The 26,927-nt window shown below is 64.6% G+C and carries 19 protein-coding genes; 16 read left to right on the forward strand and 3 right to left on the reverse strand.

The genetic code is table 11. The features are described 5' to 3' along the window. The first annotated feature begins 8 nt into the window (after positions 1-8). The 12 genes from AB7532_RS10965 (at position 9) to AB7532_RS11020 (ending at position 18,060) form a co-directional block, all read left to right on the forward strand. Positions 9-1,094, forward strand: a complete 1,086-nt coding sequence (locus AB7532_RS10965; RefSeq protein WP_441234804.1) for a malate/lactate/ureidoglycolate dehydrogenase — start codon at positions 9-11, stop codon at positions 1,092-1,094. Positions 1,095-1,223: 129 nt separating this feature from the next. Continuing rightward, entirely contained in the window at positions 1,224-2,000 is a 777-nt protein-coding gene (locus AB7532_RS10970) for an HpcH/HpaI aldolase family protein (RefSeq protein ID WP_441234805.1), read from the forward strand. 159 nt (positions 2,001-2,159) lie between these two features. Further along, positions 2,160-3,683 carry a UxaA family hydrolase gene (locus tag AB7532_RS10975; RefSeq protein ID WP_441234806.1) on the forward strand — a complete coding sequence of 508 codons (1,524 nt, stop codon included), beginning with the start codon at positions 2,160-2,162 and terminating at the stop codon, positions 3,681-3,683. A gap of 564 nt (positions 3,684-4,247) precedes the next feature. Then, on the forward strand, positions 4,248-7,517 hold the full coding sequence (locus AB7532_RS10980; protein ID WP_441234807.1) for a DUF2126 domain-containing protein: 3,270 nt from the start codon (positions 4,248-4,250) through the stop codon (positions 7,515-7,517). A gap of 27 nt (positions 7,518-7,544) precedes the next feature. Beyond that, positions 7,545-10,070 carry a circularly permuted type 2 ATP-grasp protein gene (locus AB7532_RS10985; RefSeq protein ID WP_441234808.1) on the forward strand — a complete coding sequence of 842 codons (2,526 nt, stop codon included), beginning with the start codon at positions 7,545-7,547 and terminating at the stop codon, positions 10,068-10,070. Continuing rightward, the gene (locus AB7532_RS10990; protein ID WP_441234809.1) at positions 10,067-10,945 is read left to right on the forward strand and encodes a transglutaminase family protein; all 879 of its coding nucleotides are present in this window, start codon (positions 10,067-10,069) and stop codon (positions 10,943-10,945) included. The genes AB7532_RS10985 and AB7532_RS10990 overlap by 4 nt, the downstream gene beginning before the upstream one ends. Before the next feature lie 211 nt (positions 10,946-11,156). After that, positions 11,157-11,984 carry a metal-dependent phosphohydrolase gene (locus tag AB7532_RS10995; protein WP_441234810.1) on the forward strand — a complete coding sequence of 276 codons (828 nt, stop codon included), beginning with the start codon at positions 11,157-11,159 and terminating at the stop codon, positions 11,982-11,984. Positions 11,985-12,053: 69 nt separating this feature from the next. Then, on the forward strand, positions 12,054-12,950 hold the full coding sequence (locus AB7532_RS11000; protein ID WP_441234811.1) for an alpha/beta fold hydrolase: 897 nt from the start codon (positions 12,054-12,056) through the stop codon (positions 12,948-12,950). Between the two features lie 133 nt (positions 12,951-13,083). Further along, positions 13,084-13,659, forward strand: coding sequence for an HdeD family acid-resistance protein (locus tag AB7532_RS11005; RefSeq protein WP_441234812.1), 576 nt, complete (start codon positions 13,084-13,086; stop codon positions 13,657-13,659). Between the two features lie 116 nt (positions 13,660-13,775). Then, positions 13,776-14,987, forward strand: a complete 1,212-nt coding sequence (locus AB7532_RS11010) for an ABC transporter substrate-binding protein (protein ID WP_441234813.1) — start codon at positions 13,776-13,778, stop codon at positions 14,985-14,987. 172 nt (positions 14,988-15,159) lie between these two features. Continuing rightward, positions 15,160-16,374: an acyl-CoA dehydrogenase family protein gene (locus AB7532_RS11015; RefSeq protein WP_441234814.1), complete on the forward strand. Its 1,215-nt coding sequence runs from the start codon at positions 15,160-15,162 to the stop codon at positions 16,372-16,374. Between the two features lie 234 nt (positions 16,375-16,608). Further along, complete coding sequence (locus AB7532_RS11020) at positions 16,609-18,060, forward strand: hypothetical protein (protein ID WP_441234815.1); 1,452 nt, start codon at positions 16,609-16,611, stop codon at positions 18,058-18,060. A gap of 116 nt (positions 18,061-18,176) precedes the next feature. Here the strand turns inward: AB7532_RS11020 and AB7532_RS11025 are convergent, their stop codons facing one another. Both AB7532_RS11025 and AB7532_RS11030 read right to left on the reverse strand, forming a co-directional pair. Beyond that, positions 18,177-19,694, reverse strand: coding sequence for a M81 family metallopeptidase (locus AB7532_RS11025; RefSeq protein WP_441234816.1), 1,518 nt, complete (start codon positions 19,692-19,694; stop codon positions 18,177-18,179). A 159-nt stretch (positions 19,695-19,853) separates the two neighbouring features. After that, positions 19,854-20,333: a MarR family winged helix-turn-helix transcriptional regulator gene (locus tag AB7532_RS11030; protein ID WP_441239241.1), complete on the reverse strand. Its 480-nt coding sequence runs from the start codon at positions 20,331-20,333 to the stop codon at positions 19,854-19,856. 64 nt (positions 20,334-20,397) lie between these two features. On the opposite strand from AB7532_RS11030, the gene AB7532_RS11035 reads away from it, so the two are divergent. Together AB7532_RS11035 and AB7532_RS11040 are read left to right on the forward strand one after the other, a co-directional pair. Then, positions 20,398-21,891, forward strand: a complete 1,494-nt coding sequence (locus AB7532_RS11035; RefSeq protein ID WP_441234817.1) for an FAD-dependent oxidoreductase — start codon at positions 20,398-20,400, stop codon at positions 21,889-21,891. Between the two features lie 295 nt (positions 21,892-22,186). After that, a complete protein-coding gene (locus tag AB7532_RS11040) occupies positions 22,187-22,945 on the forward strand; it encodes a cupin domain-containing protein (protein WP_441234818.1) in 759 nt (252 codons plus the stop codon). A gap of 250 nt (positions 22,946-23,195) precedes the next feature. Here AB7532_RS11040 and AB7532_RS11045 read toward each other — a convergent pair whose 3' ends face one another. Further along, positions 23,196-24,161, reverse strand: coding sequence for an IS110 family transposase (locus tag AB7532_RS11045; protein ID WP_441233770.1), 966 nt, complete (start codon positions 24,159-24,161; stop codon positions 23,196-23,198). A 575-nt stretch (positions 24,162-24,736) separates the two neighbouring features. On the opposite strand from AB7532_RS11045, the gene AB7532_RS11050 reads away from it, so the two are divergent. Together AB7532_RS11050 and AB7532_RS11055 are read left to right on the forward strand one after the other, a co-directional pair. Further along, on the forward strand, positions 24,737-25,867 hold the full coding sequence (locus tag AB7532_RS11050) for a sterol desaturase family protein (protein ID WP_441234819.1): 1,131 nt from the start codon (positions 24,737-24,739) through the stop codon (positions 25,865-25,867). Between the two features lie 82 nt (positions 25,868-25,949). Next, positions 25,950-26,702: a hypothetical protein gene (locus tag AB7532_RS11055; protein WP_441234820.1), complete on the forward strand. Its 753-nt coding sequence runs from the start codon at positions 25,950-25,952 to the stop codon at positions 26,700-26,702. Positions 26,703-26,927: the final 225 nt, after the last annotated feature.

The raw sequence follows: 26,927 nt of genomic DNA on the forward strand, positions 1-26,927 counted from the left end.
GGATTTCCATGGTCACGATCCAGGTTCAGAACCTCATCGATTTCGTCGGCGAGGTGTTCAGCCACGCAGAATCCTCTCCGGAGGAGGCTAACCGGATTGCGACTTACCTCACCACGGCGAACCTCACCGGCCACGACAGCCACGGCGTGATCCGCGTCCCCGTCTATATCCGCTGGCAGAAGACGGGCTTTGTGGTCCCGAACCAGAATGCCGAGATCGTGCTCGATACGCCGTCGCTCGCGGTGGTCGATGGCAAGTTCGGCTATGGCCAGACCGTGACGCCGCAGGCGGTCAGGATCGGCGTCGAGAAATGCAAAAAGGCGGGGCTTGCCGCCGTCGCATTGCGCAACGCAGGCCATATCGGCCGCGTCGGCGACTGGGCCGAGATGGCTGCCGCCGAAGGCCTGATCTCGGTGCATTTCGTCAATGCCGCGGGGTCGCTGCTGGTGGCGCCGTTCGGCGGTGTCGAGAAGCGGCTCTCCACCGCGCCTTATTGCGTCGGCATCCCGCGCGAAGGCCAGGACCCGATCGTGCTGGACTTCGCCACCTCGGTCGTGGCCGAGGGCAAGGTGCTGGTCGCGAGCCGCGGCGGCAAGAAGCTGCCGAAGGGCGCGCTGGTCGATGCCGACGGCAGCCTGAGCGAGGATCCGACCGTTCTTTACGGCCCGTTCACGCCGGACGGGCCGCGCGATCACACCAGCGGCACCGGCGCGATCCGCGCCTTCGGCGAGCACAAGGGATCTGGCCTTGCCTTCATGTGCGAGCTGCTCGGCGGCGCGCTGACCGGAACCGGGGCCACCTCGGGCGGCCGCCGCTTCGCCAACGGCATGCTGGCGTTCTATATCGATCCGAAGGTGGTCGATACCTCCCATGTGTTCGACGCAGAGGTGTCGCGCTATGCCGACTTCATCCGCGCCACCAGGCCGGTGGCAGGGGTCGATCAGGTGCTGATTCCCGGCGATCCCGAGCGGAAAACCCGCTCCGAACGCAGCAAAAACGGCATCCCCTTGCCGGATGACACCTGGGCGGCGATAGTGAACACAGCCCGCGAGGTCGGCGTCAGCGAGATCAGCATCCAGAGGGCGACCGCATAGGTCTTGCGTCATTGCGAACGTAGCGCCGTGCCCCGGTTCGCGGTAACAGCGACGTCGTGCCGTCGCGGCGCTCGTCGTGGTGACGAAGGTCCAAATAACACGGTCTAAACAACGAAGAAGGAAGGCAACGTGGCGAACAAGGTCAAGGAAATCTGGAAGTCGGGCAAGGCCGTGGTCAACGCGTGGCTCGCTATACCCTCCGGCTTCTCGGCCGAGATGGTCGCGCAGTGCGGCTTCGACAGCGTCACCGTCGACATGCAGCATGGCGTGCAGGACTATCTCTCGATGGTGCAGTGCTTCCAGGCGATGGACAAGCACCCCGTCACCCCGATGGTCCGCGTGCCCTGGAACGAACCCGGCATCATCGGCAAGGTGCTCGACGGCGGCGCCTATGGCGTGATCTGCCCGATGGTCAACACGGCGCAGGAAGCGAAGAACCTCGTCTCCTATTCCAAATATCCGCCGCAGGGCGTCCGCTCCAACGGCCCGATCCGCGCCGGTATGTACGGCACTGCGGGCTCCTACCAGAAGACCGCGAACGACGACATCGTCCTGCTGCCGATGATGGAGACCAAGACCGCGGTCGAGAACATGGAAGCGATCCTCGACGTCGAAGGTCTCAACGGCGTCTATATCGGCCCGTCCGACCTCGGCTTCTCCTACGGCCTCGAGCCCAAGCTCGATCGCAGCGAGCCCGAGATCCTGGCGATCTACGACAAGATCATCAAGGAGTGCGACAAGCGTGGGCTCTTCCCGGGCATCCATTGCAGCGGCGCCGAGGGTGCCGCGCGCGCCATCAACATGGGCTTCAAGCTGGTGACGCTCTCGAACGAAGTCGGCCTGATGACGACCTACGCCAAGATGCAGGTCAACGCGACCCGCAAGGATTCGGCCGGCAAGGCGTAAGCTCTCGTGTCCCGGACGCGGCGCAGCACGAAGTGATGCGCCGCAGACCCGGGACCAAGAAGCTTGCGAACGATACGATAGATGGGCCCCGGCTCAGCAGCGCACCGTTTCACGCTGCGCTGAGTCCGGGGCACGATACTTTTGATACAGGAGACTCCCATGACCATCAGCCCCGTCATCCGCCTGCATCCCGATGATGGCGTGCTGATCGCGCGCGCGAGCCTGCCGCCGGGGACGGTGGTCGCCGACGGCGTCACCACGCTCGAGCGTATTCCCTCCGGCCACAAGGTCGCGATCAAGCCGATCGCACTGGGCGAGCCTGTCATCCGCTACGGCCAGATCATCGGTTTTGCGACCGTGCCGATCGCGCCGGGCCAGCACGTGCACGTGCAGAATTGCGGCATGGGCGATTTCTCCAAGGACTACGCCTATTGCGTCGACGTCAAGCCGACGCCGAATTTCGACCTGCCGGCAACTTTCGAAGGCATCCGCCGTCCGGACGGCCGCGTTGCCACCCGCAACTATATCGGCATCCTCACCTCGGTGAATTGCAGCGCGCATGTCGCAAGCCTCGTCGCCGACGTCTTCAAGAAGAATCCCTTCACCGGCGACAATCCGCTGGCCGAATTCCCCAATGTCGACGGCGTGGTCGCGCTGACCCACAAGACCGGCTGCGGCATGACGCAGAACGAGCCCTTGGCGCTGCTCCGCCGCACGCTCGGCGGCTATGCGCGGCACGTGAACTTCTCTCATGTCATCGTGCTTGGACTGGGCTGCGAGGTGAACCAGATCGGCGGATTGATGGAAGAGCAGAAGCTCGCCGGCCGCCTCCGCGCGATGGACATCCAGGAGGTCGGCGGCACCCGCAAGACGGTCGAGGCGGGCATCGCCTTCGTGCGCGAAGCGCTCGCCGACTCCAACAAGGTCAAGCGCGAGTCGGTGCCGGTGAGCGAACTCACCGTGGCGCTGCAATGCGGCGGCTCCGACGGCTATTCCGGCGTATCCGCCAATCCCGCACTCGGTGCGGCGAGTGATCTCATCGTGCGTCACGGCGGCACCGTGATCCTGTCGGAAACGCCCGAGACCTACGGCGCCGAGCACCTGCTGACGCGCCGCGCGGTCAGCCGCGAGGTCGGCGAGAAGCTCGTCGATCTCATGCGCTGGTGGGATGAATACACGGAGCGCGAAGGCGCCGAGATGAACGCCAATCCGAGCCCCGGCAACAAGGCCGGCGGCCTCACCACCATTCTGGAAAAATCGCTCGGCGCGATGGCGAAGGCCGGCACCACCAATCTCGTCGAGGTGCTGCGTTACGCCGAGCCGATCACCAAGAAGGGTTTCGTGTTCATGGACACGCCCGGCTACGATCCGGTCGCTGCGACCGGGCAGGTCGCCGGCGGCGCCAATCTGGTCTGCTTCACCACCGGCCGCGGCAGCGTGTTCGGCTGCAAGCCCGCACCCTCGATCAAGCTCGCCACCAACACGCCGATGTACAAGCGCATGGAAGAGGACATGGACGTCAATTGCGGCACCATCCTCGAAGGCGAGGAGAGCGTGCAGGAGTGCGGCCAGCGCATCTTCGAACTCATCCTCAAGACGGCCTCGGGCCAGCCGACCAAGAGCGAAAGCTTCGATTTCGGCGGCGCCGAGTTCGCGCCCTGGGTGCTGGGTGCGACGATGTAGTCTTTCGGCGCTTGGCACAGCGGGCGTCCTACGCCGCGGGCTCTCGTTCATGCGATAACGTCGTTCGTTACGTTCTCGCGAGAGCACGAGTCCAGTGAGGTGGTATCAGTGGCGAAGACGACCTACTGCTGGCGGTGCCGGATGGATGTGCCCATGCTTGATGAGCAGGAATGGGAGCAAGTCTTGCCCCATCTTCGGGCGGGCATTGAAGCAATCCCGAAAATTCGCCACTCCAATGGAGTGAGCCTCCATGAGGCTAAGACGCGGGTTTACGGCGAAGGCGCTTTGCAACGCTACTATGAGATAACGGGCTTTCGGGAAACGAATATCAATGCCCTCTGGCATCACCGGCTGAGCCAGTATGGACCACCTTGCTCCTCGTGCGGCAAACTGTTGCGAACGCCACGCGCCAAATTCTGCGCCGCATGTGGGACGGAAGTCGAAGGAGGGAGAGAGCGGACTAGCCATTCGCCCGTGCCGTAGGCACCCTCTGCCCGTTGTTAGTGCTTGATCGAGGTCACATCAGGTGTTCTGCTCAAAAAAGCTGCTGGAGCACCGTACCCCGTGTCGATCTACGTCGCATTACACCACGTCACGCACTATAAATACGACCGCCCGATCGATCTGGGACCGCAGACCATCCGGCTGCGGCCGGCGCCGCACACGCGCACGCCGATCCTGAGCTATTCGCTCAAGGTCACTCCGGCCAATCATTTCGTGAACTGGCAGCAGGATCCGCAGGGGAACTGGCTCGCGCGCTATGTTTTTCCGGAGAAGACGACCGAGCTGAAATTCGAGGTCGATTTCACGGCGCAGATGACCGTGGTCAACCCGTTCGACTTCTTCGTCGAGCCCTACGCCGACAGCTTTCCGTTCGAGTATTCGAAGGATTTGAAGACCGAGCTCGCGCCGTATCTCGAGACCATCAAGCCCGATCGCCTGTTCGCGAAATTTCTCGACGCGATCCCGCCTGAAGCCCCGAACACCGTCAACTTCCTGGTCGATCTCAATCGTGAGCTTCAGAAGCACGTCCGTTATATCATCCGCATGGAGCCCGGCGTGCAGACGCCGGAGGAGACGCTGTCTTCCGGCGCCGGATCGTGCCGCGATTCCGCCTGGCTCCTGATTCAGACCTTCCGTCATCTCGGTCTCGCGGCCCGTTTCGTCTCCGGTTATCTCATCCAGATCCGTCCCGACATCGATCCGATCGAGGGACCACCGGAGGTGGAGAGCGATTTCACCGATCTGCACGCCTGGGCCGAGGTCTATCTGCCGGGCGCGGGCTGGATCGGCTTCGATGCGACCTCCGGCATGCTCGCGGGCGAAGGCCACATCCCGGTTGCCGCCACGCCGCACTACCGCTCGGCGGCGCCGATCTCCGGCGGCGCCGGCTTTGCCGAAGTCGAATTCGAGTTCGACATGAGCGTGAAGCGCATCCGCGAGGCGCCGCGCATCACAAAACCGTTCTCCGATGACTCCTGGACGCGGCTCAACGATCTCGGCGAGCAGGTCGACGGCGATCTCGCCGCACAGGACGTGCGGCTCACCATGGGCGGAGAGCCGACCTTCGTCTCGGTCGACGATCTCGAAGCGGCGGAATGGAACACGGAGGCTGTCGGCCCCACCAAACGCGGACTCGCCGACGATCTGATCCGCCGCCTGCGCACGCGCTTCGCACCGGGCGGCCTGCTGCATTACGGCCAGGGCAAATGGTATCCCGGCGAAAGCCTGCCGCGCTGGGCCTTCGGTCTCTACTGGCGCAAGGACGGCGTGCCGATCTGGAAGAATGCCGATCTCATCGCCAAGATCGAAAATCCCCGGCGCGCCGAGACTGGGGATGCCGAGGCCTTCATGGAGGGCACGGTGGCACGGCTCGGGCTCGATCCCGGCTACATCATCCCGGCTTACGAGGACACGGCCTATTGGCTCCAGAAGGAAGCCGAGCTTCCCGTCAACGTCGACCCGTCCGACTCGAAATTATCCGATCCGGAAGAGCGCGCGCGCATGGCGCGGGTGTTCGATCACGGGCTCAACACGCCGCGCGGCTTCGTGCTGCCGGTGCAGCGCTGGAACGCGCCGCCGCGCTGGCGCAGCGAGCGCTGGGCTCTCCGGCGCAACCATCTGTTCTTGATGCCGGGCGATTCACCTCTCGGCCTGCGCTTGCCGCTCGGCTCGCTCGGCTACGTCCCGCCCAACCAATACCCCTACATCGTCGAACAGGACCCGATGGAGGCGCGGGGCAAATTGCCGGTGTTCACCCTCCCGGCGCGCCCTGAATCGCCGCCGCGGCTCGAGCCCGGGCATCTCAACACGTCCGTTCCGGTGCGCACTGCGCTGTCGATCGAGGCCCGCGACGGCGTGCTCTGCGCCTTCATGCCACCGGTCGAGCGCATCGAGGATTATCTCGAGATGATCGCTGCGCTCGAAGCGACCGCCGAGGAAATGCAGATTCAGGTTCATGTCGAGGGCTATCCACCGCCCTTTGATCCGCGCATCGAGACGATCAAGGTGACGCCCGACCCTGGTGTCATCGAGGTCAACATCCAGCCGGCGAAGAGCTGGCGCGAGGCGGTCGACATCACCGTCGGGCTCTATGAGGATGCCGGCAAGACACGCCTCGGCGCCAACCGCTTCCTGGTCGACGGCCGCCATACCGGCACGGGTGGCGGCAACCACGTCGTTGTCGGCGGCTCGAGTCCGCAGGACTCGCCGTTCCTGCGCCGGCCCGATCTGTTGAAGAGCCTCGTGCTGTACTGGCAGCGGCATCCCTCGCTGTCCTATTTCTTCTCCGGCCTGTTCATCGGCCCGACCAGCCAGGCGCCGCGCATCGACGAAGCGCGCCACGACAGCATCTACGAGCTCGAGATCGCGCTCTCGCACGTGCCGCCGCCGGGCTACCAGGCGCCGCTATGGCTGGTGGACAGGCTGTTCCGGCATCTGCTCGTCGACATCACCGGCAATACCCATCGCGCCGAAATCTGTATCGACAAGCTCTATTCACCCGACGGGACCACCGGGCGGCTCGGTCTCGTCGAATTCCGCGCGCTCGAAATGCCGCCCGACCCGCGCATGTCGCTGGCGCAGCAACTCCTGATCCGCGCGTTGATTGCAAAGTTCTGGCGCGAGCCGCAACAGGGCAAGTTCGTGCGCTGGGGCACGGCGCTGCACGACCGCTACATGCTGCCGCATTTCATCTGGGACGATTTCCAGGACGTGCTCTCCGAGCTCAAGAGCGCGGGCTATGCGTTCGATCCGGAATGGTATCTGGCCCAGCTCGAATTCCGCTTCCCTGCCTTCGGCCGGATCCATCATGGCGGCGTGACGCTGGAGCTGCGGCAGGCGCTGGAGCCCTGGCATGTGCTTGGCGAGGAGGGCTCGGCCGGCGGCACGGTGCGCTATGTCGACAGCTCGGTCGAACGGCTTCAGGTGAAAGCCGAAGGCTTCGTCGAGGGCCGGCACATCGTCACTTGCAATGGCCGCCGCCTGCCGATGACCTCGACCGGCCGCTCGGGCGAAGCCGTGGCCGCCGTCCGCTTCAAGGCCTGGCAGCCGGCCTCCGGCCTGCACCCGACCATCCCGGTCCACGCGCCCCTGACCTTCGATCTGATCGACACCTGGAACGGCCGCTCGCTCGGCGGCTGCGTCTACCACGTCGCCCATCCCGGCGGCCGCAGCTACGAGACCAAGCCGGTCAACACCTATGAGGCCGAGGCTCGGCGGCTGGCGCGTTTCCAGGATCACGGCCATACCCCGGGTCCAATGCAGCCGCCACCCGAGGAACGCACAAATGAGTTTCCGCTGACCCTCGACTTGCGGACCCCGCTCCTGCAATGAGTATGATGGCGGGGCAGGGAGAGGCGCATGGGCGAGGGCGCAGCCGAACAGGACGACAAGGCGGGTAAGGCGCCAGCACAGCGTGAGGGCCAGCGCCGCCTCGCGCAATGGGTCCGCGACTATCGCCGGTTGCCCGGCATTCCCGACGAATTCCTGGGGGCTGACGGCGCCCCCCGTGCGGTCTGGAGCCGGTTCTTCGACGCCTTCGGCGCGCTTGCTCCCGACGAGGTCGAGCGGCGCTTCGGCATGGCCGACCGCCATCTGCGCGAGGCCGGCGTCACCTACCGTGCGCCCGGCGACAGCGCCGACCGGCCATGGTCGATCAGCCATCTGCCGCTGCTGATCGACGAGGCCGACTGGAAGCAGCTGTCCGCCGGCATCACCCAGCGCGCCGAGCTGCTCGAGCTCGTGCTGCGCGACATCTATGGCGAAGGCAAGCTCGTCGCCGAGGGCGCGCTTCCGGCCGCGGCGATCGCGGGCAGCCCCGAATATCTCCGTCCGGTCTGCGGCGTCGAGCCGCCGGGCGGACGCTACCTCTCGCTTTATGCCGCCGACGTCGGCCGCGGGCCTGACGGCCGCTGGTGGGTGCTCGGCGACCGCACGCAGGCGCCCTCGGGCGCGGGCTATGCGCTGGAGAACCGCCTGGTGCTCTCGCGCGCCTTTTCCGATCTCTACAAGTCCATGAACGTGCCGCGCGTCGCGCCGTTCTTCGAGGCGTTCCGCGACTCATTGCGCGCGCGCGCCGATCGTGACGAGCCGCGGATCGGCGTGCTTTCCCCCGGCAGCTTCAGCGAGACCTATTTCGAGCACGCGACGCTGGCGCGCTATCTCGGCTTCCTCTTGGTCGAGGGCGACGATCTCGCCGTCAGCGACAACCGCATCCACATTCGCACCGTCGCCGGGCTGAAGCGGCTCGACGTGTTGTTGCGGCGGGTCGATTCCAATTCGCTCGATCCGCTCGAGCTCGATGCCTCATCGCGGCTGGGCGTGCCGGGCCTGATCGACGTGCTGCGCAAGGACGGCGTCGTCGTCGCCAACATGCCGGGCTCCGGCGTGTTGGAGGCGCGGGCGCTGCTCGGCTTCCTGCCGGCGCTCAGCCGTCGCCTGCTCGGCGAAGAGCTGAAGATGCCGCACATCGCGACCTGGTGGTGCGGTCAGAAATCGGCACGCGACGAGGTGCTGTCGCGGCTCGACGAGGTCGCGATCGAAGGTGCCTACCGGCGCGGCGTTCCCGGCTTCGACTCGAGCGGCCCGGTGCTCGCGAGTGAGCTCGACGCAAGCGGGCGTCAGCGCCTGATCGATTCCATCGCCGCGCGCGGCATGGACTATGTCGGCCAGGAGGTGGTGCGGCTCTCGACCATGCCGGTGTGGGAGCAGGGGCAACTGACGCCGCGTCCCTTCGTGCTGCGCGTGTTCGCAGCCGCGACGCCGGACGGCTGGGCCATCATGCCCGGCGGCTTCTGCCGGATCGCCGAGAAGACGGATGCGCGCGCAGTGTCGATGGGCGATGGCGCGCGTGCCGCCGACGTCTGGGTGGTCTCGGAGAAGAAGGTCGCGTCCGCGACATTGTTGCCGACGACCGACAAGGTCCGCATTCGCCGCATCGCCGGTGTGTTGCCGAGCCGCGCCGCCGACAATCTGTTCTGGCTCGGCCGCTATCTCGAACGCGCCGAAGCGACGCTGCGGCTGGTGCGCGCATTGGGCTCGCCGAGCGGGCCCAACAAGGGCACCGCGGCCTCGCTGCAATCGTCGGAGCGGATCCAGCGGCTGCTGGTGACGTGGGGCGCGATCTCGCAAGCCTCGCGTGCGGCTCCCGCGCGCATCGTCGCCGAAGCCTTGCAGAGCCCGGAGCGTTTCGGTTCGGCCCTGTCGCTGGTGCGCGCGGCGCAGCGCACGGCGACCTCCTTGCGGGAGCGGCTGTCGCCCGATGCCTGGCAAGTGATTACCGAGATGGCCGATCGGCTGGCCTGGGAAGTCGAAGGCGACGACAGCGTGGTGAGCGCGGCCGAGCTCACCTTGCAGGAGCTTGCGAGCTTTGCCGGTCTGGCGCAGGAGAACATGAACCGGGCCGCCGGCTGGCGCTTCCTCGACATCGGCCGCCGCACCGAGCGCGCCATCAACACCGCGCGTTTCGCGCGTCAGTTCGCCTATGACGAGGCCGGCGACGAGGACCTCGACATCCTGCTCACGCTGGTGGATTCCCAGATCACCTATCGTTCGCGCTATCTGCTGGCGCCGATCCTGGCGCCGGTGCGCGATCTCGCCGTGCTCGATCCCTACAATCCGCGCTCGGTGGCGTTCCAGGTGACGACGCTGAACGAGCACATCGCGGCCTTGCCCAGCCTGAAGGAGCATGGCCTGATCGAGCAGCCGCAGCGTCTTGCGGTGGCGGTGCAGTCGATGCTCGCCACCGCGGAGGCCGAGAAGCTGGAGGTCAAGACGCTGTTTTCGCTGGAGCAGGATCTGCTCAGCCTCGCCGAAGCGGTCAGCCTGCACTACTTCCCGCACGGCCCCAATGCCAGCCGGCCGGAAAAGTTGACGGGGCTGGCGTGATCTACGACATAAGGCACGTCACCACCTACGAATACGAGAGCCCTGTCAGCTTCGCGCGCTGCACGCTGCGGCTGGAGCCGAAGGATGGCAATGGCCAGGAACTGATCTCGCACAAGGTCGAGATCCGTCCGCGTCCGTCCGAGCGCAACGTCCGCCGCGATTTCTTCGGCACGCTGACCGAGAGCGTCGTGATCGAGGCAGCGCATCGCAATCTGCGCATCGATTCACGCTCGCGTGTCTCCGTCGAGCGGAAGCCGCCGGCGCGCGACGCCGGGAGCCCCGCCTGGGAGAGCATCCGCGATATCGCGTTCGAGGCAACGAGCCTCGGGCCGTCCTCGCCGGTCGGTTATGTCTTTGCGAGCCCGCTGGTCCCGGTGCTGCGTCCGGTGAGCGCCTATGCAGCCGAGAGCTTTGCGCCCGGCGCCGGCATCCTCGCGGGCGCCGTCGATCTCATGCATCGCATCCGCACCGAATTCCGCTACGATCCGAAGGCGACGGTGATCTCGACGCCGCTCAACGAGGTCTTCGACAAGCGCCATGGCGTCTGTCAGGACTTTGCCCATGTCATGATCGCAGGGCTGCGCGGGCTAGGTCTGCCAGCGGCCTATGTCAGCGGCTATCTCCGCACTATTCCGCCCGCCGGCCAGCCGCGCTTGCAAGGCGCCGACGCCACCCATGCCTGGGTGTCGTTGTGGTGCGGGGAGGAGCTCGGCTGGGTCGATTTCGATCCCACCAACGATCTGCTCGTCGCCAACGACCATATCGTGCTCGCGGTGGCGCGCGACTTCTCCGACGTCTCGCCGGTCGACGGCATCATCGTCGGTTCGCCGAAGCAGAAGCTCGGCGTCGCCGTAGACGTGGTGCTGGTGGAATAAAAGTGCTGTTTCCGCCCGTGCGCCCCAGGATGTGTCGCGCCCCGGCCGCAACCGTGATGTCGCAGAGCACAACGGTAACATATTTCCGGAATCGGGTTCCCGGGGGTTTGGCCACTCGACCCAAGATGGGCTATGCTGGCGTTTGCGTCGAGGACAAGAATGAGACTTCGGGAGCTGACGTGGGACATCACCGACAAGCGGGGCTGCATCCATGATGACGTTGCCGAGACTTGCGGCTGAATCCCTGGAGAAGCTGCTGGGTACGTTCATGCGGCGTCGGTACGGCGAGACCGCTGCAAGCATGGTCGAGAGCGCCACCCGCACCGCGATGGAATGCATCGGCAACAGCGACGCCCTTTACCATAACATCGAGCATACGATGCTGGTGACGCTGGCGGGCCATTCCATCCTCAGTGGCCGGAATCTGCATACCCATCTGACGGCCGAGGATTACGTCCACGTTCTGATTGCCTGCCTCGCCCACGATATCGGCTATGTCCGCGGCCTGTTCGAGGAAGACGACATCGACGGCTTCGTGATCGACGCCGCCGACACCAAGGTCTCGCTGCCGCGCGGTGCGTCGGACGCCAGCTTGATGATGTATCACGTCGACCGTTCGAAGCTCTATGTCTCGCGGCGGCTGAAGCATATTCCAGGTCTCGATCCCGAACGCATCGCCCGCGCCATCGAGGGAACGCGTTTTCCGGCCCGGCAAGGCCAGGAGTATGACGTCGACGCCTCGATCCTGCGGGCCGCGGACTTCATCGGACAGCTCGGCGATCCCAACTATCTGCGCAAGGCCAACGCGCTCTATTACGAGTTCGAGGAGGTCGGCATGAACCGGCAGCTCGGCTATGATTCCCCCGCCGACATCGTGAATCGCTATCCACAGTTCTACTGGAACAGCGTCGCACCGCACATCCAGACCGAGATCGGCTATCTCAACAAGACCGAGATCGGCCGGCAGTGGATCGCCAACCTCTACAGCAACGTCTTCCGCGCCGAGCGCGAGATATCGCTGTCAGGGCCGCAGAAATAGCGGCGGCCTCGTAGCCCGGATTACGCTACGCTCCATCCGGGCGACCGCCTCCGCATCCGTGAGCAAATCATGCAACAAAAAACCATCGCCACGGACATCCTCGACATCGCCTATCGCGACTACGGCGCGCCGGATGGCTGGCCCTGCATCCTGGGCCACGGCTTCCCCTACGACGTGAACGCTTATGCCGAAGCCGCGCCGATCCTCGCAGAGGCCGGCGCGCGGGTGCTGGTGCCGTGGCTGCGCGGTTACGGACCGACGCGTTTTCGCTCCGCGAAGACGCTGCGCTCCGGCGAGCAGGCCGCACTCGGCGCCGATCTGCTCGCCTTCATGGACGCGCTTCACATCGAACGTGCGGTCGTCGGCGGCTACGATTGGGGCGGACGTGCAGCCTGCGTCGTCTCGGTGCTGCATCCCGAGCGCGTGATCGGCCTCGTCACCGGCAACTCCTACAACATCCAGAACATCGCGCGCGCGATGGAGCCGGCCTCGCCGCCGGAGGAAGCCGCGCTCTGGTATCAATATCTCTTCCACAACGAGCGTGGCCGCCGCGCGCTGGAACGCAACCGGGCCGGCTTTGCGCGTCAGCTCTGGGCGATGTGGTCGCCGACATGGAAATTCGACGACGCGACGTTCGAGACAAGCGCCGTGTCGTTCGACAATCCTGACTTCGTCGACGTGGTGATCCACTCCTATCGCCACCGCTACGCGCTGGTCGAAGGCGATCCCGCCTATGCCGGCATCGAGGCAAAACTTGCCGCGCAACCGCCGGTCCGCGTTCCCACGATCGCGATCGACGGCGACAGCGACGGCGTCAATCCCGGCACCGCGCACCACGCGCGCAAGTTCGAGGGTGTCTTCGAGCGTCGCGTGTTCGCGGGCGCGGGCCACAATCTGCCGCAGGAACGTCCCGCCGAATGGGCGCAGGCGGTGCTCGACGTGCGAAAGGCTGCGGCGCGCGCCTGACGCATTGCGCCGTATTCGACCTTGATTTGTGTCAAGGTTGTTGCCGGCCAGCGCTGCTCTGCTGGCTGTCGCCCCGGTCCGGCGCGTGCTATCCTGAATTGTGCCTCCGGGCTTCGCATGCAGGAGTGGCGTCATGACAAGTGCCTCGGATATTTCCCATCCTTCCAGTCTCGGCTCGGGCATCGCGGCGCTGCATGCCAAATGGGGCTGGATCGTCGCGCTCGGTGTCGTCTACCTCATCGCCGGCTTCGTCGCGCTCGGCAGCGTGATGATGGCGACGGTGGCGAGCGTGATCGTGGTCGGCGCCATGATGATCGTCGCGGGCGCGGCCGAGATCATCGGCGCATTCCAGATGAAGAACTGGGGCAAGTTCCTGATCTGGGCCTTGCTCGGCGTGCTCTATGTCGTCGCGGGCTTCCTGACCTTCGAGAACCCGTTGTTCGCGGCAGTGCTGCTGACGCTGTTCCTGGGCGCATCGCTGATCGCCTCGGGCGCGGTCCGGCTGTTCCTCGCCTTCAGCATGAAGCGCGAAAGCCCGTGGGTGTGGGTGGCGCTGTCGGGCGCGATCACGCTGCTGCTCGGCTTGCTGATCGTGGCGCGCTGGCCGGTGAACAGCGTCTACATTCTCGGCCTGTTCCTCGGCATCGACCTGATCATGGCAGGCACGGGCTGGATCAGCCTCGGCTTCGCCCTGAAGCGGCGCGGTTAGCTACCAGCAACTCGACGCAAGACCATCCGGCGGAACTCCGCTGATCTGACGCGCTGGCAAAAAGTCGGCACGCCGCGCGCACGCCTCGTGCGGACGATGATCACCGGGGAGAAACCATGAAAGCCGCTTTGGCCCTCGCCGCAGCGTTGGCTGCCGCCTGCCTGTCCACATCAGTCTCCGCGCAGAAATCCTACGGTCCCGGTGTCAGCGACACCGAGATCAAGATCGGCAACACCATGCCCTATAGCGGCCCCGCTTCGCCGCTCGGCATCACCGGCCGCGTGATCTCCGCCTATTTCGACGAGGTCAACGAGAAGGGCGGCGTCAACGGCCGCAAGCTCAACCTGTTGTCGCTCGACGATGCCTTCTCGCCGCCGAAGACCATGGAGGCCGCGCGCCGTCTGGTCGAGGGCGACGGCGTCGCCTTCATCTTCGCGACCATGGGCACCGCGCCGAGTTCGGCGATCGCAAAATACCTCAACAGCAACAAGGTGCCGCAGCTGTTTCTGATCAGCTCGGCCTCGAAGTGGAACGATCCCGCCAACATGCCGTGGTCGATGGCGCTGCCCTGGGCGCCGAACTACACCAGCGAAGCCGCGATCGACGTCGCCTATGCCCGCGCCAAGAATCCGAATGCGCGCTTCGCGGTGCTCTACCAGAACGACGACGCCGGCAAGGAATATCTGCGCGGCGTCAAGGAAGCGCTTGGCGCCGATGCCGACAAGGCGATCGCGCTGGCCTCGAGCTTCGAGGTCACCGACCCCACCGTCGATTCCCAGGTGCTGACGCTCGCCAACACCAAGGCCGACGTGTTCATGATCTATTCGGTGACGCCGCGCGCCTGCGCACAGGCGATCCGCAAAGCCCATGAAGCCGGCTGGCAGCCGACGCGCTTCCTCGCCAGCGGCTGCGCCAACAAAGCGACCGTGATGGTGCCGGCCGGGCTCGAGGCCGGCAAGGGCGTGCTGTCGCTCGGCTCGCTCAAGCCGTTCGTCGAGGCGCCCAAGGACGATCCGGCGATGACGGCCTATATCGAGTTCATGAAGAAGCGCCTGCCCAACGCCGACATCAACAACGTCGCCGGGCTCTACGGCTACACCGTCGCCGAGGCGCTGGTGGTGCTGCTCAAGCAGTGCAAGGACAATCTCACGCGCGAAAACATCATGGCGCAGGCGTCCAACCTGAAGAGCGTGCCGCTGTCGCTGCTGATGCCCGGCATCACCCTTAACACCACGCCGCAGGATTTCCGCCCGATCAAGGACGGCTACATGCTCCAGTTCGACGGCAACGACTGGGTCGTTGCGAGCGAGCTGCTGCGGGGGACGTGAGGGGCGGGGCCCGGGCGTGTAGATTCTCTCCACTCGCTCGGAATCGTAGGGTGGGCAAAGGCGCCCTTGCGCCGTGCCCACCACCTCTCCATCACTGAAACAGATGCGTGGGCACGCTCCGCTTTGCCCACCCTACGAGACCGACGCGAGCTCGGCGAATCGGAGGATCAAAATGGACTTTCGACACTCCGCCCGTTCGCTGGAGCTGCAGGAGCGCGTCCGCCAGTTCATGCGCACCCATGTCGAGCCGGTCGAGGAGCTCTATTACGAACAGGTCAAGCCGGAGGCCTCGCGTTACAAGACGCCGCAAGTGCTGCAAGACCTGAAGCGGCTGGCGCGCGAGCAGGGGCTCTGGAACCTGTTTCTCTCCGGTGAACATGGCCCCGGCCTGACCAATCTCGAATACGCACCCGTGAAGGAGATCATGGGACGCATTCTCTGGGCGCCCGAGGTCTTCAACTGCTCGGCGCCCGATGTCGGCAACATGGAGGTGCTGGCGAACTACGGCACGCCGGCACAACAGGAGCGCTGGCTGAAGCCGCTGCTGGAGGGGCGCATTCGCTCCGGCTTCTCGATGACCGAGCCGCAGGTCGCCTCCAGCGATGCCACCAATATTCAGTGCCAGATCAGGCGCGACGGGAACGACTACGTCATCAACGGGCGAAAGTGGTTCACCTCAGGCGCGATGAACGAGGATTGCGAGATCCTGATCGTGATGGGCAAGACCGCCCCTGACGATCCCGACCGCCATCGCCAGCAATCCATGATCCTGGTGCCGAGAAATACGCCAGGTGTCCGCATCGTCCGAGACATGCTCACCTACGGTTATGACGACGCGCCGGTTGGCCACCCCGAGATCGTCTACGAGAATGTCCGCGTGCCCGCCGAGAACATGCTGCTGGGCGAAGGCCGCGGTTTCGAGATCGCGCAAGGCAGGCTCGGTCCCGGCCGCATCCACCATTGCATGCGGCTGATCGGCTGCGCCCAGCGCGCGCTGGAATTGATGTGCCAGCGCTCGGTCTCTCGTGTCGCCTTTGGCAAGCCGCTGGCCGAGCAGGGCTCGGTGCGCGAAGACATCGCGCATTCGTTCTGCGAGATCGCGCAGGCGCGTCTGCTGACGCTGCAAGCCGCTGACAAGATGGACCGCGAGGGCAACAAGGCCGCGCGCGACCTGATCGCGGCGGCCAAGATCGTGGTGCCGAGCATGGCCGCCCGCGTCATTGACCGCGCCATCCAGATCCACGGCGCCGCCGGCGTCTCGCAGGATACGTTCCTCGCGCGCGCCTATGTCTACGCCCGCTTCATCCGCATCGGCGACGGGCCGGACCAGGTGCACCTGGCCGCCGTCGGCAAGGAGCTGATCAAGCGCGGCGGGGTGATGGGGTAGGCGTCAGGTCTTGGGGCGCCCGCCAGGCCGTGGGCAGTCCGGACCGCCGCCTCGGCCTCCAGGGCAGGAAGCGGTATGGTTAATGGTGTTGTTTCGATCGATGACGGGATCGTTTCAGATCATTGTAGCGCAATAGTAACGACTCCCGATTGAGAGTGGCGCCTGGAGAGAGGGCCTTTGCCGGGCCTCGCAAGAGGCGATTGCGCCGTGGACCTGCCGGGAAACACTGTCAGCATGAGCCAGCGCTGGATGATCGTGGCCGCGATCCTCCTGACGGCCTTGCTCGTTCAGATTCCCGTCGTCCTCAACGCGGATCTGGGTTGCCTGCTCACGGAAGGCGAAAAGGTTCTGGACGGCGGCAAGCTCGGCGTCGATGTCTTCGAGCTGAATCCGCCGCTGTCGGTCTATCTGTACATGCCGGCAACGATGCTTGCGCGCGTCACCGGTCTTTCGCCCGAGATCATCGTGATCATCCTGGTGATGCTCGAGATATCAGGCGCGCTCCTCGTGATCGATCGCGCCGCTGCGGTGGCGGGGCTCGGCGCGCGCGAGCGACGCATGTCGACGAGCGTGCTCGCCTTCCTGTTTGCCATTCTTCCTGCTGCCGTGTTCGGACAGCGCGAGCACATCGCCGTCGTGGCCATGACTCCGTTCATTGCCATCACCGCGATCCGCTGGCGCGGCCTTCCGCCCGGGCGCGTTGCGATCCTGGCTGGATTGGGGGCGGGGCTCGCCATGAGCATCAAGCCCCAGCTTGCGCTCGTCGTCGGCCTTCCGATCATCCTTGCCGCCTTCCGCCAGCGCTCTCTCAGGCCGTTGTTCACCTCCGAGGTCTGGGCGGCCGCTGCCGTCGTCATCGGCTACGGAGCGGTTCTCGCCGCCGTCTTTCCGGACTATCTCTTCACCTATGCCCCGATGGTCACGGCCGTCTATGTGCCATTGCGGATGGATCTCGCCGGCCTGCTTCCTTTCCCGCTTGTCGTGCTGATGGCCTCGGTTGCGTTTCTGCGCCTGGTGGCTCCGCAAGAGCTGAAAATGGGAGGGCACGCCACCCCGTGGCTGGCCGCAGCGGTCGGCGGCGCCGTGAGTTTCGTTCTTCAAGGCAAGGGCTGGACGTACACCGCGCTTGCGCTTTGCATGTTCGCGGTCGCTGCACCGATGCTGCATGCCCGCGCCAGGACGTTGCGGGTGCCGGTCATGCTCGGCGGCTTTGCGGCCGTGGCCTTCATCGCGTTCTGCCTGTCGCTACCGGTCAACGCGTTTCCGCCACTGGAGGGACGCATCCTGGCGCTGGCAAAGCACCCGCGGCTGATCACGATCGGCGATCACGTCGCGCTCGGGCATCCGCTCGTCCGTCAGATCAACGGGACTTGGACGGGCAATACCTGCGTGCAATTGCTGGCGGCCGGCGCGATGGTGCGCCAGAACAGCGCGAAACTGGCCGAGGGCGAGCAGGCCAAGCTGGACAACATCATCAATTTCGAGCGGCGGCAGTTGCTGGCGGATGTGCGCAGCGGCCGGCCTAACGTGATTCTCGTCGACAGCCTTCTGCTGAGCGCGGTCCCGTTCGACTGGCTGGCCTGGGCCAATTCCGATCCCGAGCTCAAGGAAGAGCTGAGCCGCTATCGCGAAGTCGCGGAGATTGGCCGTGTCCGGATCTTCTTCGATCCATCCAGTGCGGAATGACTCCTCTTCACAATTGTTCGCGCGAGCCCCGTCATCATCTGCTCAAAGCCCGTCACTGATTGTCCGCTCGACGATTGGTTCGCCGGATGTACGTGGGCTGTATGCGTGCGGGCCGTTCAACTTGCGGGGATTTCGTCGAGCGGCCAGATGGGACGGCGGACTTTCCGGTAGGACAGCCTGGTGTGATCGTTGGTGGCAAGGCCGCCGCTATCGGCGAGGATCACATCCTTGGCCATCGGCCCGAAGGCAGCCCGGAAGTGGTGCGCGGACTTGACTGCGACGATCCGGAATTGAGCCGGTTCTGCTCCGAGAATTCGGAACATCTCCTGATCGTATGTCTGCAGCGTGTTGGTCGAAATCGCGATGGAGATGCCGTTGACCTCGAGCAACGCGGTGGGCCCGAGCGTCATCGGCTGACCGGCATTCATCGGCCCCTCGCAGACGAAGGCGCCGTCCGACAGGCCAGTCACCCGCCCGGTCAGCGTGAGCGGAGGTCCGTAGCTGGCAAGATGGCGCTTGGCACCGACAACGACCTCCAGGCTGGCCCCAAGGCCCGCTTCATGGCAACGCGCCGCGGCTTCGGGGTCGCCGAGGACGCCGAAGAGCACGCCGTGGATTTCGGCCTGCAACAGCGCCTCCAGCAGGCGTACACCATCGCCATAGGCGCCCGAACCCGGGTTGTCGCTGAAGTCGGCGATCACGAGGGGACGGGGATCCTCGACATCGGCTACGGCTGCGGCGGCAAGCTTTGTCGCGGTCGGCAAGTCGAGCGGCGTGACGGTGACTTCGGCGCGCCGGCGGACCATCTCGTCCTGGAGCGCGGCCGCGGCCTGCCGTGCGGCTGCTTCGGCGGCGTTGTGCGAGGCATCGTAGGTGACCTGAACGCTGGGTCCGACCTCGGCAATGTCCGAGCGGCTGAAGCCCGCGCAGACATCGACGGACAAAAGGCCGGGCGTTTGCGCCTGCATGTCCGCAGCGCGCGCCAGCAGGTCGCTCATCACGCCGCCCTGGGTCCGTCCGTGATTGCATCCGTCGAGCAGGGCTCCCTGCATGCGGAATACCCTCGGGCGGATCGTGCCGTCCATCGCCGACTGCAGCAGTTCGGCGGCGCGGAACGCCGTCTCATACTGGTCGATGTGCGGATAGGTGCGGTAGGGGAGCATGATGCTGGCCAGCCGACCCATGCGTTCGGTGACGTTGGCATGCAGATCGAGCGTCACCGCAATCGGGATCGTGTCGCCGAGATGCTTACGCAATCCTTCGAGCAGCGCCCCTTCGGCGTCGTCGTCGGTCTCGGTCACCATCGCGCCGTGCAAGGCGAGGATGACGCCGTCGAACGGCCCCGTTTCGCAGGCCGCGTAAACCAGGCGCTGCAATTCGGCCCAGCACGCGGCCGTCACCTTCCCGGAGGGGGTGGCCGCGGCGGCGACCGGCTGCACCAGGGTCCAGCCGTAATTTTTGGCTGCGGCCAGATGCGCGGCGATCTCCATCCGGGTCGCGGCCAGCGCCGCGGCGATCTCGCCGTCACGCAGAAATAGCCGCTTGCGATAGTCCTCGAGCGTCGTCGGAACGATCGAGAACGTGTTGGTCTCGTGGGCGACTTGGGCCGAGAGAACGCGCCGCGGCTGGCTCATGGGATTCCTTCTTGGTCTTGCTTGATACAATCTGACGAGCGGTCATATGCAATAGGCTTGCCGCTATCGGGAGCGGCTTTGCAGGCTCCGGACCAGGAGCCCGACGCGTTGGTCGATCTTATTGTTTTTGCTCATCAGGCAGCGGTTCCGTGATCGATCTCAGGTCGGCTCGCCTTGCGCGGTCATCGCATCTGCGAGCTTGCGCATCAGGCGTACCAGGTCTTCGATATCGTGATCGTCCCAACTTGCAAACATGCTGCTGACGATCCGTTCGCGCGCCCGGTCGACCGCATCCGTCATGGTCTTGCCATCGGGCGTGATGGTGGCTTCGCTGACGCGGCGGTCCGCTTCGCTGGCGTGGCGCTTGACCAGGCCCAGGCTTTCCAGTTTCGCGACCTGCCGGCTGACCGTCGTGTAGTCCCGGCCCATGCGGTCGGCGAGGTCGACGACGCCGATCGGGCCACGCCGCTCGATGCCGACCAGTAACGGAAACAGCGCGCGATCGAGCGTGATGCCGGCCTCGCGGATCATCATCTCGTCGCCCTGCCGGCGGTTGAGTACGCTGACGATGTCGATCAACGCTTCGTGAAGCGATCGCACCTGTTTTTTAATATGTGTATTTTGCACACGTCTTGACATCCCGCCGTCCTCTGCCTTATGTGTGCATAATACACATATTGAGGATCCGATGACAAACCAAATCATGACAAACCAATTCACGGCGGATGTCCTGATCTGCGGCGCCGGTGCGGCCGGCCTCACGCTCGCCATCGACCTCGCGCGGCGCGGCGTGTCCTTTCGGCTGATCGAGAAGATGGACCATCCGTTCCACGGCTCACGCGGCAAGGGCATCCAGCCGCGCACCCAGGAGATTTTCGAGGATCTCGGCATCATCGACCGCATCGTCGCGGCCGGCGGCCTCTACCCGCCGCAGCGCGTCTATCGCGCCGATGGCAGCTTCACGGCGTCGGAGATCGCCGAGCACATCGCTCCGACACCGGCCGAGCCCTACCATATGGCGCTGATGATCCCGCAATTCCTGACCGAGAACATCATGCGCGAGCGTCTGCGCGAGTTCGGCCATCGCGTGGAATTCGGCTGCGAGCTGGTCGGCTTCGAGCACGATCGGGACGGCGTGACGGCGCGTCTTTCCGGCGCGGCCGGCGAGGAGACGATGCGCGTGCGTTACCTCGTCGGTGCCGATGGCGGCCGCAGCTTCGTGCGTCACGCGCTCGATATCGGCTTTCCAGGCAAGACGCTCGGTGTGCGTGCGGTGGTGGCTGACCTTGTCCTGACGGGGCTCGACCGCGCGGCGTGGCACCGCTTCAACGATGGCGCGATGGACCGCCAGCTCGCGCTGTGCCCGCTCGCGGGAACGGAGTTTTTTCAGTTGCAGGCGCCGGTCGCGCTCGAAGGTGAGGTCGATCTGTCCGCCGAAGCGCTTTCGGCGATGATCGCGGATCGCACCGGGCGCAGCGACATCAGCGTTCAGGCCGTGCACTGGGCATCGGCCTATCAGATGAACGCGCGCCTCGCCGATCGTTACCGGGACGGCCGCGTGTTTCTGGTCGGAGATGCCGCGCACATTCATCCGCCGACGGGTGGACAAGGCCTCAATACCAGCGTGCAGGATGCCTACAATCTGGGCTGGAAGCTCGCGGCGGTGATCGGCGGCGCGTCCGCTGGCTTGCTCGACAGCTACGAGAGCGAACGCCGCCCGGTCGCTGCGAGCGTGCTCGGCCTTGCCGCCGGATTGCTGGAAGCCGCCAAACGCGGCGATATCAGGCGCGGCCGCGAAGTCCAGCAGCTCGATATCGGTTATCCCGGCTCGCCGCTGGCGCTGGAAAATTCCGGGCGGGTCGTGGGCGTCCTCGCGGGTGACCGGGCACCGGATGCGCCGCTCCGCGGTGCCGCCGGACAGCCCATGCGCCTGTTCGAGCTGCTCAAGGGTCTTCATTGGACGCTGCTCGGCTATCAGGCCGAACGCGGCGCCATGCCGGCGCGCACCGGACTGCACATCCACTGCATTGGTCCGGGTAGCGAGCTCGTCGACGACAACGGACACTTCCTCGGTGCGTACAGCGTGTCGTCAGGAGATTGGGTGCTGGTGCGTCCGGACGGCTATATCGGCGCCGTCGTGGACTCCCGGCAGACCGGCACGCTGACGCGTTTCATGGCGGCACAAGGGCTGGTGTGATGTGATACGGCGCTCAAGCTCATCATGGGATCGAAAGGTCGCAGGTCGGCTTGTGACCGCGCCCATCCATCCTCGACCAAAGCTGAATAGCGTTGTGAAATCGACGCTCCTAGATTGAATGACGGAAAGGCAGGTTGTGGCCCGGGCAGGCGTGCGCGATGTCGCGTGCCGTTGCTCTGATGGCTTTCACCCTGCTTTTTCCGATGGTTTCCTGTTGTCTGCATGTTCGCCCCTATCGTTGTCGTCGCGAGCGCCACTGGACCGGCGCGCGATGGCGCAACCAAGGAGAATGGTGATGAGCGGCTTCCCTTGGCGCCTGTGGCAGCGGCGCAAGCACAAATCTCCGGATAGTGCGCCGCCGCGTGTGGACAACGCGGAGCCTTTGTCCGAACGATCGGAAGGCAGCGATCGCAGACACCTGCTCCAGGCGCTCACCGCCCTGGCCGCCGGTAGTGCGTTGGGTGAGATCTCGCACCCCGCTCAAGCAAAGGATTCGAGTGATTTGCCGCCACCGAAGCGCGCTTTGACCGGCCGGGATGAAGCCGGCAAGTCGGTGTTCAAGTCTTTCGACGTGACGTCAAAGGTAGTGGAGATCGATGCCAATCCGGGGCTGACCTTCTACGAATTGTATATGACCGAGGGCGTGCCGGGCCTCACCGGCCTGGAGCCGGATCCGATGTTGAAGGGAACGAAGGCCTTTCCGGGTCCTGCGGGGACGATGTTCCGGTTGATCTCATATCCGCCGAAGCGCCCCGAAGGCTGGAAGCCGCCCGCCGGAGTGACGTTCGAGAGTGGACTGAAAGAAATGTCGGACAAGGTCCCCGGCATGGGAGACCATTTCGAGCGCGGCGCTCCGGGGATGCACACGTCGGACACGATCGACTACGGCGTCGTGGTTCGCGGCGAGATGACGCTGGAGCTGGACGACGGGCAGAAGATCCATCTGCGCCAGGGCGATTGCATCGTGCAAAACGGAACCCGCCATCGCTGGCGCAACCCATTGCCCGAACCCTGCCTCATGGCGTTTGTCTCGATCGGCGGGAAGCGCGGCTGACATTCAGAGAGCGGCAGGATAAGTGTCTGCGCTTTGCTCGCGGAGTGATCAGCACGTGTAGCAACCATTAGATCGCCCGATCGCCGTTGAGACTGACGCCGTGCTCGCAGCCGTCAAGGCGTGGCCTGTCGTGAGCGGAGGATGGGGTGACATTTGAGCGACGGCCATCCCTGACGGCCGCTGTGCGCGGCGTCCTTGGGATGGCAGGTCGGGACGAAGAAACGGCGCCCCGATCGAACAAAGAAACGCGTCAGGCCGCAGGAGCCGCGGGCAGCGCATCAGCTTGCCAAGGAGTGCCTCGGGCCACCACGGCGTTGATGAACACGAGCAACTTCCTGGCGCAGGCGATCAGCGCACGCTTGTGGCCTTTGCCGGCGGCGATCAATCGTTGGTAAAGGTCCATGAGCTGCGGATTCCAGCGGAAAGACGCCGCCAGCGCCGCAGCATAGAGCGCGTGGCGCAAGCGTTTGCGTCCACCATCGATGTGACGAGCGCCGATGTGTGCGCCGCTGTCGTCGTCATAAGGCGCAAGGCCCGCAAGGGCGGCGGCTTGCTCGCGAGTGAGCTGGCCGATCTCGGGCATCCGTACCAGGACGGCGACCGCAGTCGGCAGCCCGCTGCCGCCGACGCTGTAGATCAGATCGAGCCGGGCCGCGAGATCGCAATGCTCGCGGATCGCTGCCACCAGAGCCTTGAACTCGACGCGTTGGCGTTTGGCCAGGCTGGCGATCTCTTCCTTCCAGAGCCTTTGGATCCGTGCATCACGGCAACTCTCGAGCCGGTTCTTGAGACGCGCGATATCCTCTCCGATCTGATCGATCAGCGTCAGATGCTCGGCAAATGGCGATAATCTCGGATCGGGTGCAGGATGGATCTTTTCGGCCGCAGCGGTGCAAGCGGCGATCAGGGCGGCATCGATGCGGTCGTTCTTGGCGCGCTGCCCGCGGTATTTGGCATAGGCACGCACCTGCGCCGGCTGGAACACCACGACGACAAACCGCTTGCGCCGCAGCTCGGCGACGATCGGCTGCTCATAGCCGCCGCTCGCCTCAATCCCAACCCGCTTGACCTTGTGTTGTCTAAGCCATTCCGACAGCGTCTTATGACCTTCCGTCGTGTTCTCCACCTGCAGCTGCTCCGAGCCGCCGTCGAGAGCCACGTCGAGCTTCCGTTTGCCGGTATCGATCCCGGCACAGATTGTGGTACGCTTGGCCATCTTCCTCGACCCTCCCTTGTGATGCGAACCTAAAGTTCGTTCAACCATGCGGGTCCCGATGAAGTGCCGACCGCGATCCTGCTACGACGACAGCCCTCAAGGCTTCGATGGGTATCGATCCGATCGATCGGCGGCCCAGCTCGGGTGGCCGCCCGAGCTGGGCCATTCCTCACGGAACGGGGCCAGTCTAACCCAGCGCGCTAATACAAGGATGGGTAGAGCGAAGCGAAACCCATCATTCCGATCGTTGCGGCATTGCAAGGAGCGCGATGGGTTTCGCTTCGCTCTACCCATCCTACGAGCTCGAATTGAATGGATCAGTTCAACGCAACCGACCGCAGGTCAGCACATCGCCTATCGGCCCATAACTGACTTGCGCTACCCGCCGAGCGTCAGCTCTTGGCTCCAGGCGGACCCGGACGACCGATCCTGTTTCGTCTGCTTGTGACCCCACATCGGACTTTGACTTCCGGCAATTTTAACTCTTATCGGCCATCCATTTATCCTGGACGTTGAACTTGAGTGAACTCTCGCGCGACTATGCTGACGCGAGAAGCTCTGTTGGGAGACCGTTGATGGCTCAGGAAAGCTCGAGGCCGCGCATCGGCGAGGGACGCATCGGTAGTTCTCTCTGCGCCGCGATCGGCCTGCTCAGTGTCGCTGCGGTGCTATGCCTGCGCTACCCCGCCTTCCTCACGACGCCTGAGCTGCGCGTCCATTACGACGTCGAGCTGCTCCGCCTCACCCTCGCGATCGCCATGGTTGTCTGTGCCTGGCTCGGCGTCCTCGGGATCGTGCTTGGCGGCCCGCGGATGCTCGCTGCGGTCGGCCTCAGCGCGCTGTTCCTCGCCACGCTGCTTGGCGGGCCCTACGTGCCGACACCGGATTTTCTCCAGCCGCGCTTCTATCTCGGCCTCGACTGGCTGGTGCTCGATCTATTCTTCACCGGCGCAGCATTCGTGCTGCTCGAGTGGGTCTTCCCACGGGTGCGGCCGGAGCAAGGGCCGCTCAGCCCCGGCTGGAGGCTCGATCTCGCCTATTTCGGCGTCAACCACCTGCTGATCGGCATCTTCCTGGTGGTCTCGACACATTTTGCCCATGACTATTTCGCCTGGGCGATCAGCCCGTGGCTGCAGGCGCATGTCGTGGCCCTGCCGGCAATCGTCCGTTTCGTGCTGATGATCCTGGCGGCCGATGCCGTCGAATACGTCTCCCACCGCGCCTATCACGAGGTGCCGTGGTTGTGGCGAATCCATGCGGTCCATCATTCGCCCGAACACATGGATTGGCTATCGGGATCGCGCCTCCATTTCTTCGAGCCATTGGCAACGCGCGCCCTGGTGCTGGTGCCGATCGTCCTGCTCGGCTTCCCGCAGGACACGATCTTCGCCTATCTCATTTTCATCTCCGTGCAGTCGGTGCTGATCCATTCAAACATCAAGATGGATGTCGGCTGGCTGCGTTACCTGATCGTCACGCCGCAATTCCATCACTGGCACCACGCGTCGGACGCCGAGGCCATCGACAAGAACTACGCGGCACACACGCCGCTGTTCGATATGCTGGGCGGAACCTGGCACCTGCCCAAAGACCGCTGGCCGGTCAACTACGGTACGGTGAAGCCGATCCCCGGCGGCATGCTCGGCCAGTTCGTGCACCCCTTCGTCGGGCCGGTGAAGGAATTCCTCGAACATCGGGACACATGAAGCACGAGTCGAAGCACGTTTAGGATGGATAGGTCGAAGCGACGCCCATCGTTCCGATCGTTACTGCATTGCGAGGAGTGCGATGGGTTTCGCTTCGCTTTACCCATTCCTACGAGCTTTGAGTGTTGAAGGCACCACAGTGACGGTTTCCGCGATCCGGCTTGCAATTGCTGTAGCCGCTGCATCTCTATTGTTTGACGCGACAGCCGTTGTTGCGGCTCCCTTTTCCCTTTCTGATCATCCGTCGCAGGACGGCCGTTGCATTGGCGACAACGGCGTCGGCGATATTGATCGGTCGGAGAAGGCTTGTCTCGATCAGGTTGGTGAGCTGGCCCGGCGCGTCGGCGCGGGTCTCCAGTTGAACTTCAGGAACGGGAAGACGAGAATCTATCTCAACGAGGAAGCGAAGTGTCAGTCCGACCACGCCGACGGCTGCATCAAGTACCAGTTGACGGGATATTTTCCCGAACACGACCTCATTTTGATGGAGGTCGATTATTGGAAGGGTGTGAGTTGGCTCCTGGTAAGGGCCGACGCGGGTGACGACATGGAAATCGTTGCGCCCCCACACTATTCGCCGGACAGGCGCTGGCTCGTATCCGTCGCTTCGTCTGTAGGTCCTGCTGGACCTGACGACGGAATAGACATCGTTCCCACCATGCGCAGTCCTTCTTTCAAGGAGTGGCACTATCGCACTCCCGACGATGGCCAATGGCTTTATGAATTTGCTGGCTGGGAAGGAAACCGCCGCGTCAAACTTCTTGCGTCATCGCTGAGCGCGCCCGAACGCAAGTCTCCGGATCAATCGAGCGGCAGGACGGCGAATGGCGCCTGAAAGAGCCACGATGAGGAGCGGCGCCACTTCCGCTCCCGGCCCCCTGACCAGATCGTAATTTCCGTCGACCGGGGTTGAGTGTGCTTTCGCTGGTTCATCGGGTTTGCAAGGCCGCTCGTCGCGGCGGCGTCTTGCTGGGCAGGCCAAAAAAACACCGGCGGCAGCATGTCACCATACCCCTGTTTTGCCCGACGAGTCAAAGTGATTTCGTAAAATCAGCAATCG

The sequence above is a fragment of the Bradyrhizobium sp. 930_D9_N1_4 genome (genome assembly GCF_052076015.1).
Taxonomy (GTDB): domain Bacteria; phylum Pseudomonadota; class Alphaproteobacteria; order Rhizobiales; family Xanthobacteraceae; genus Bradyrhizobium.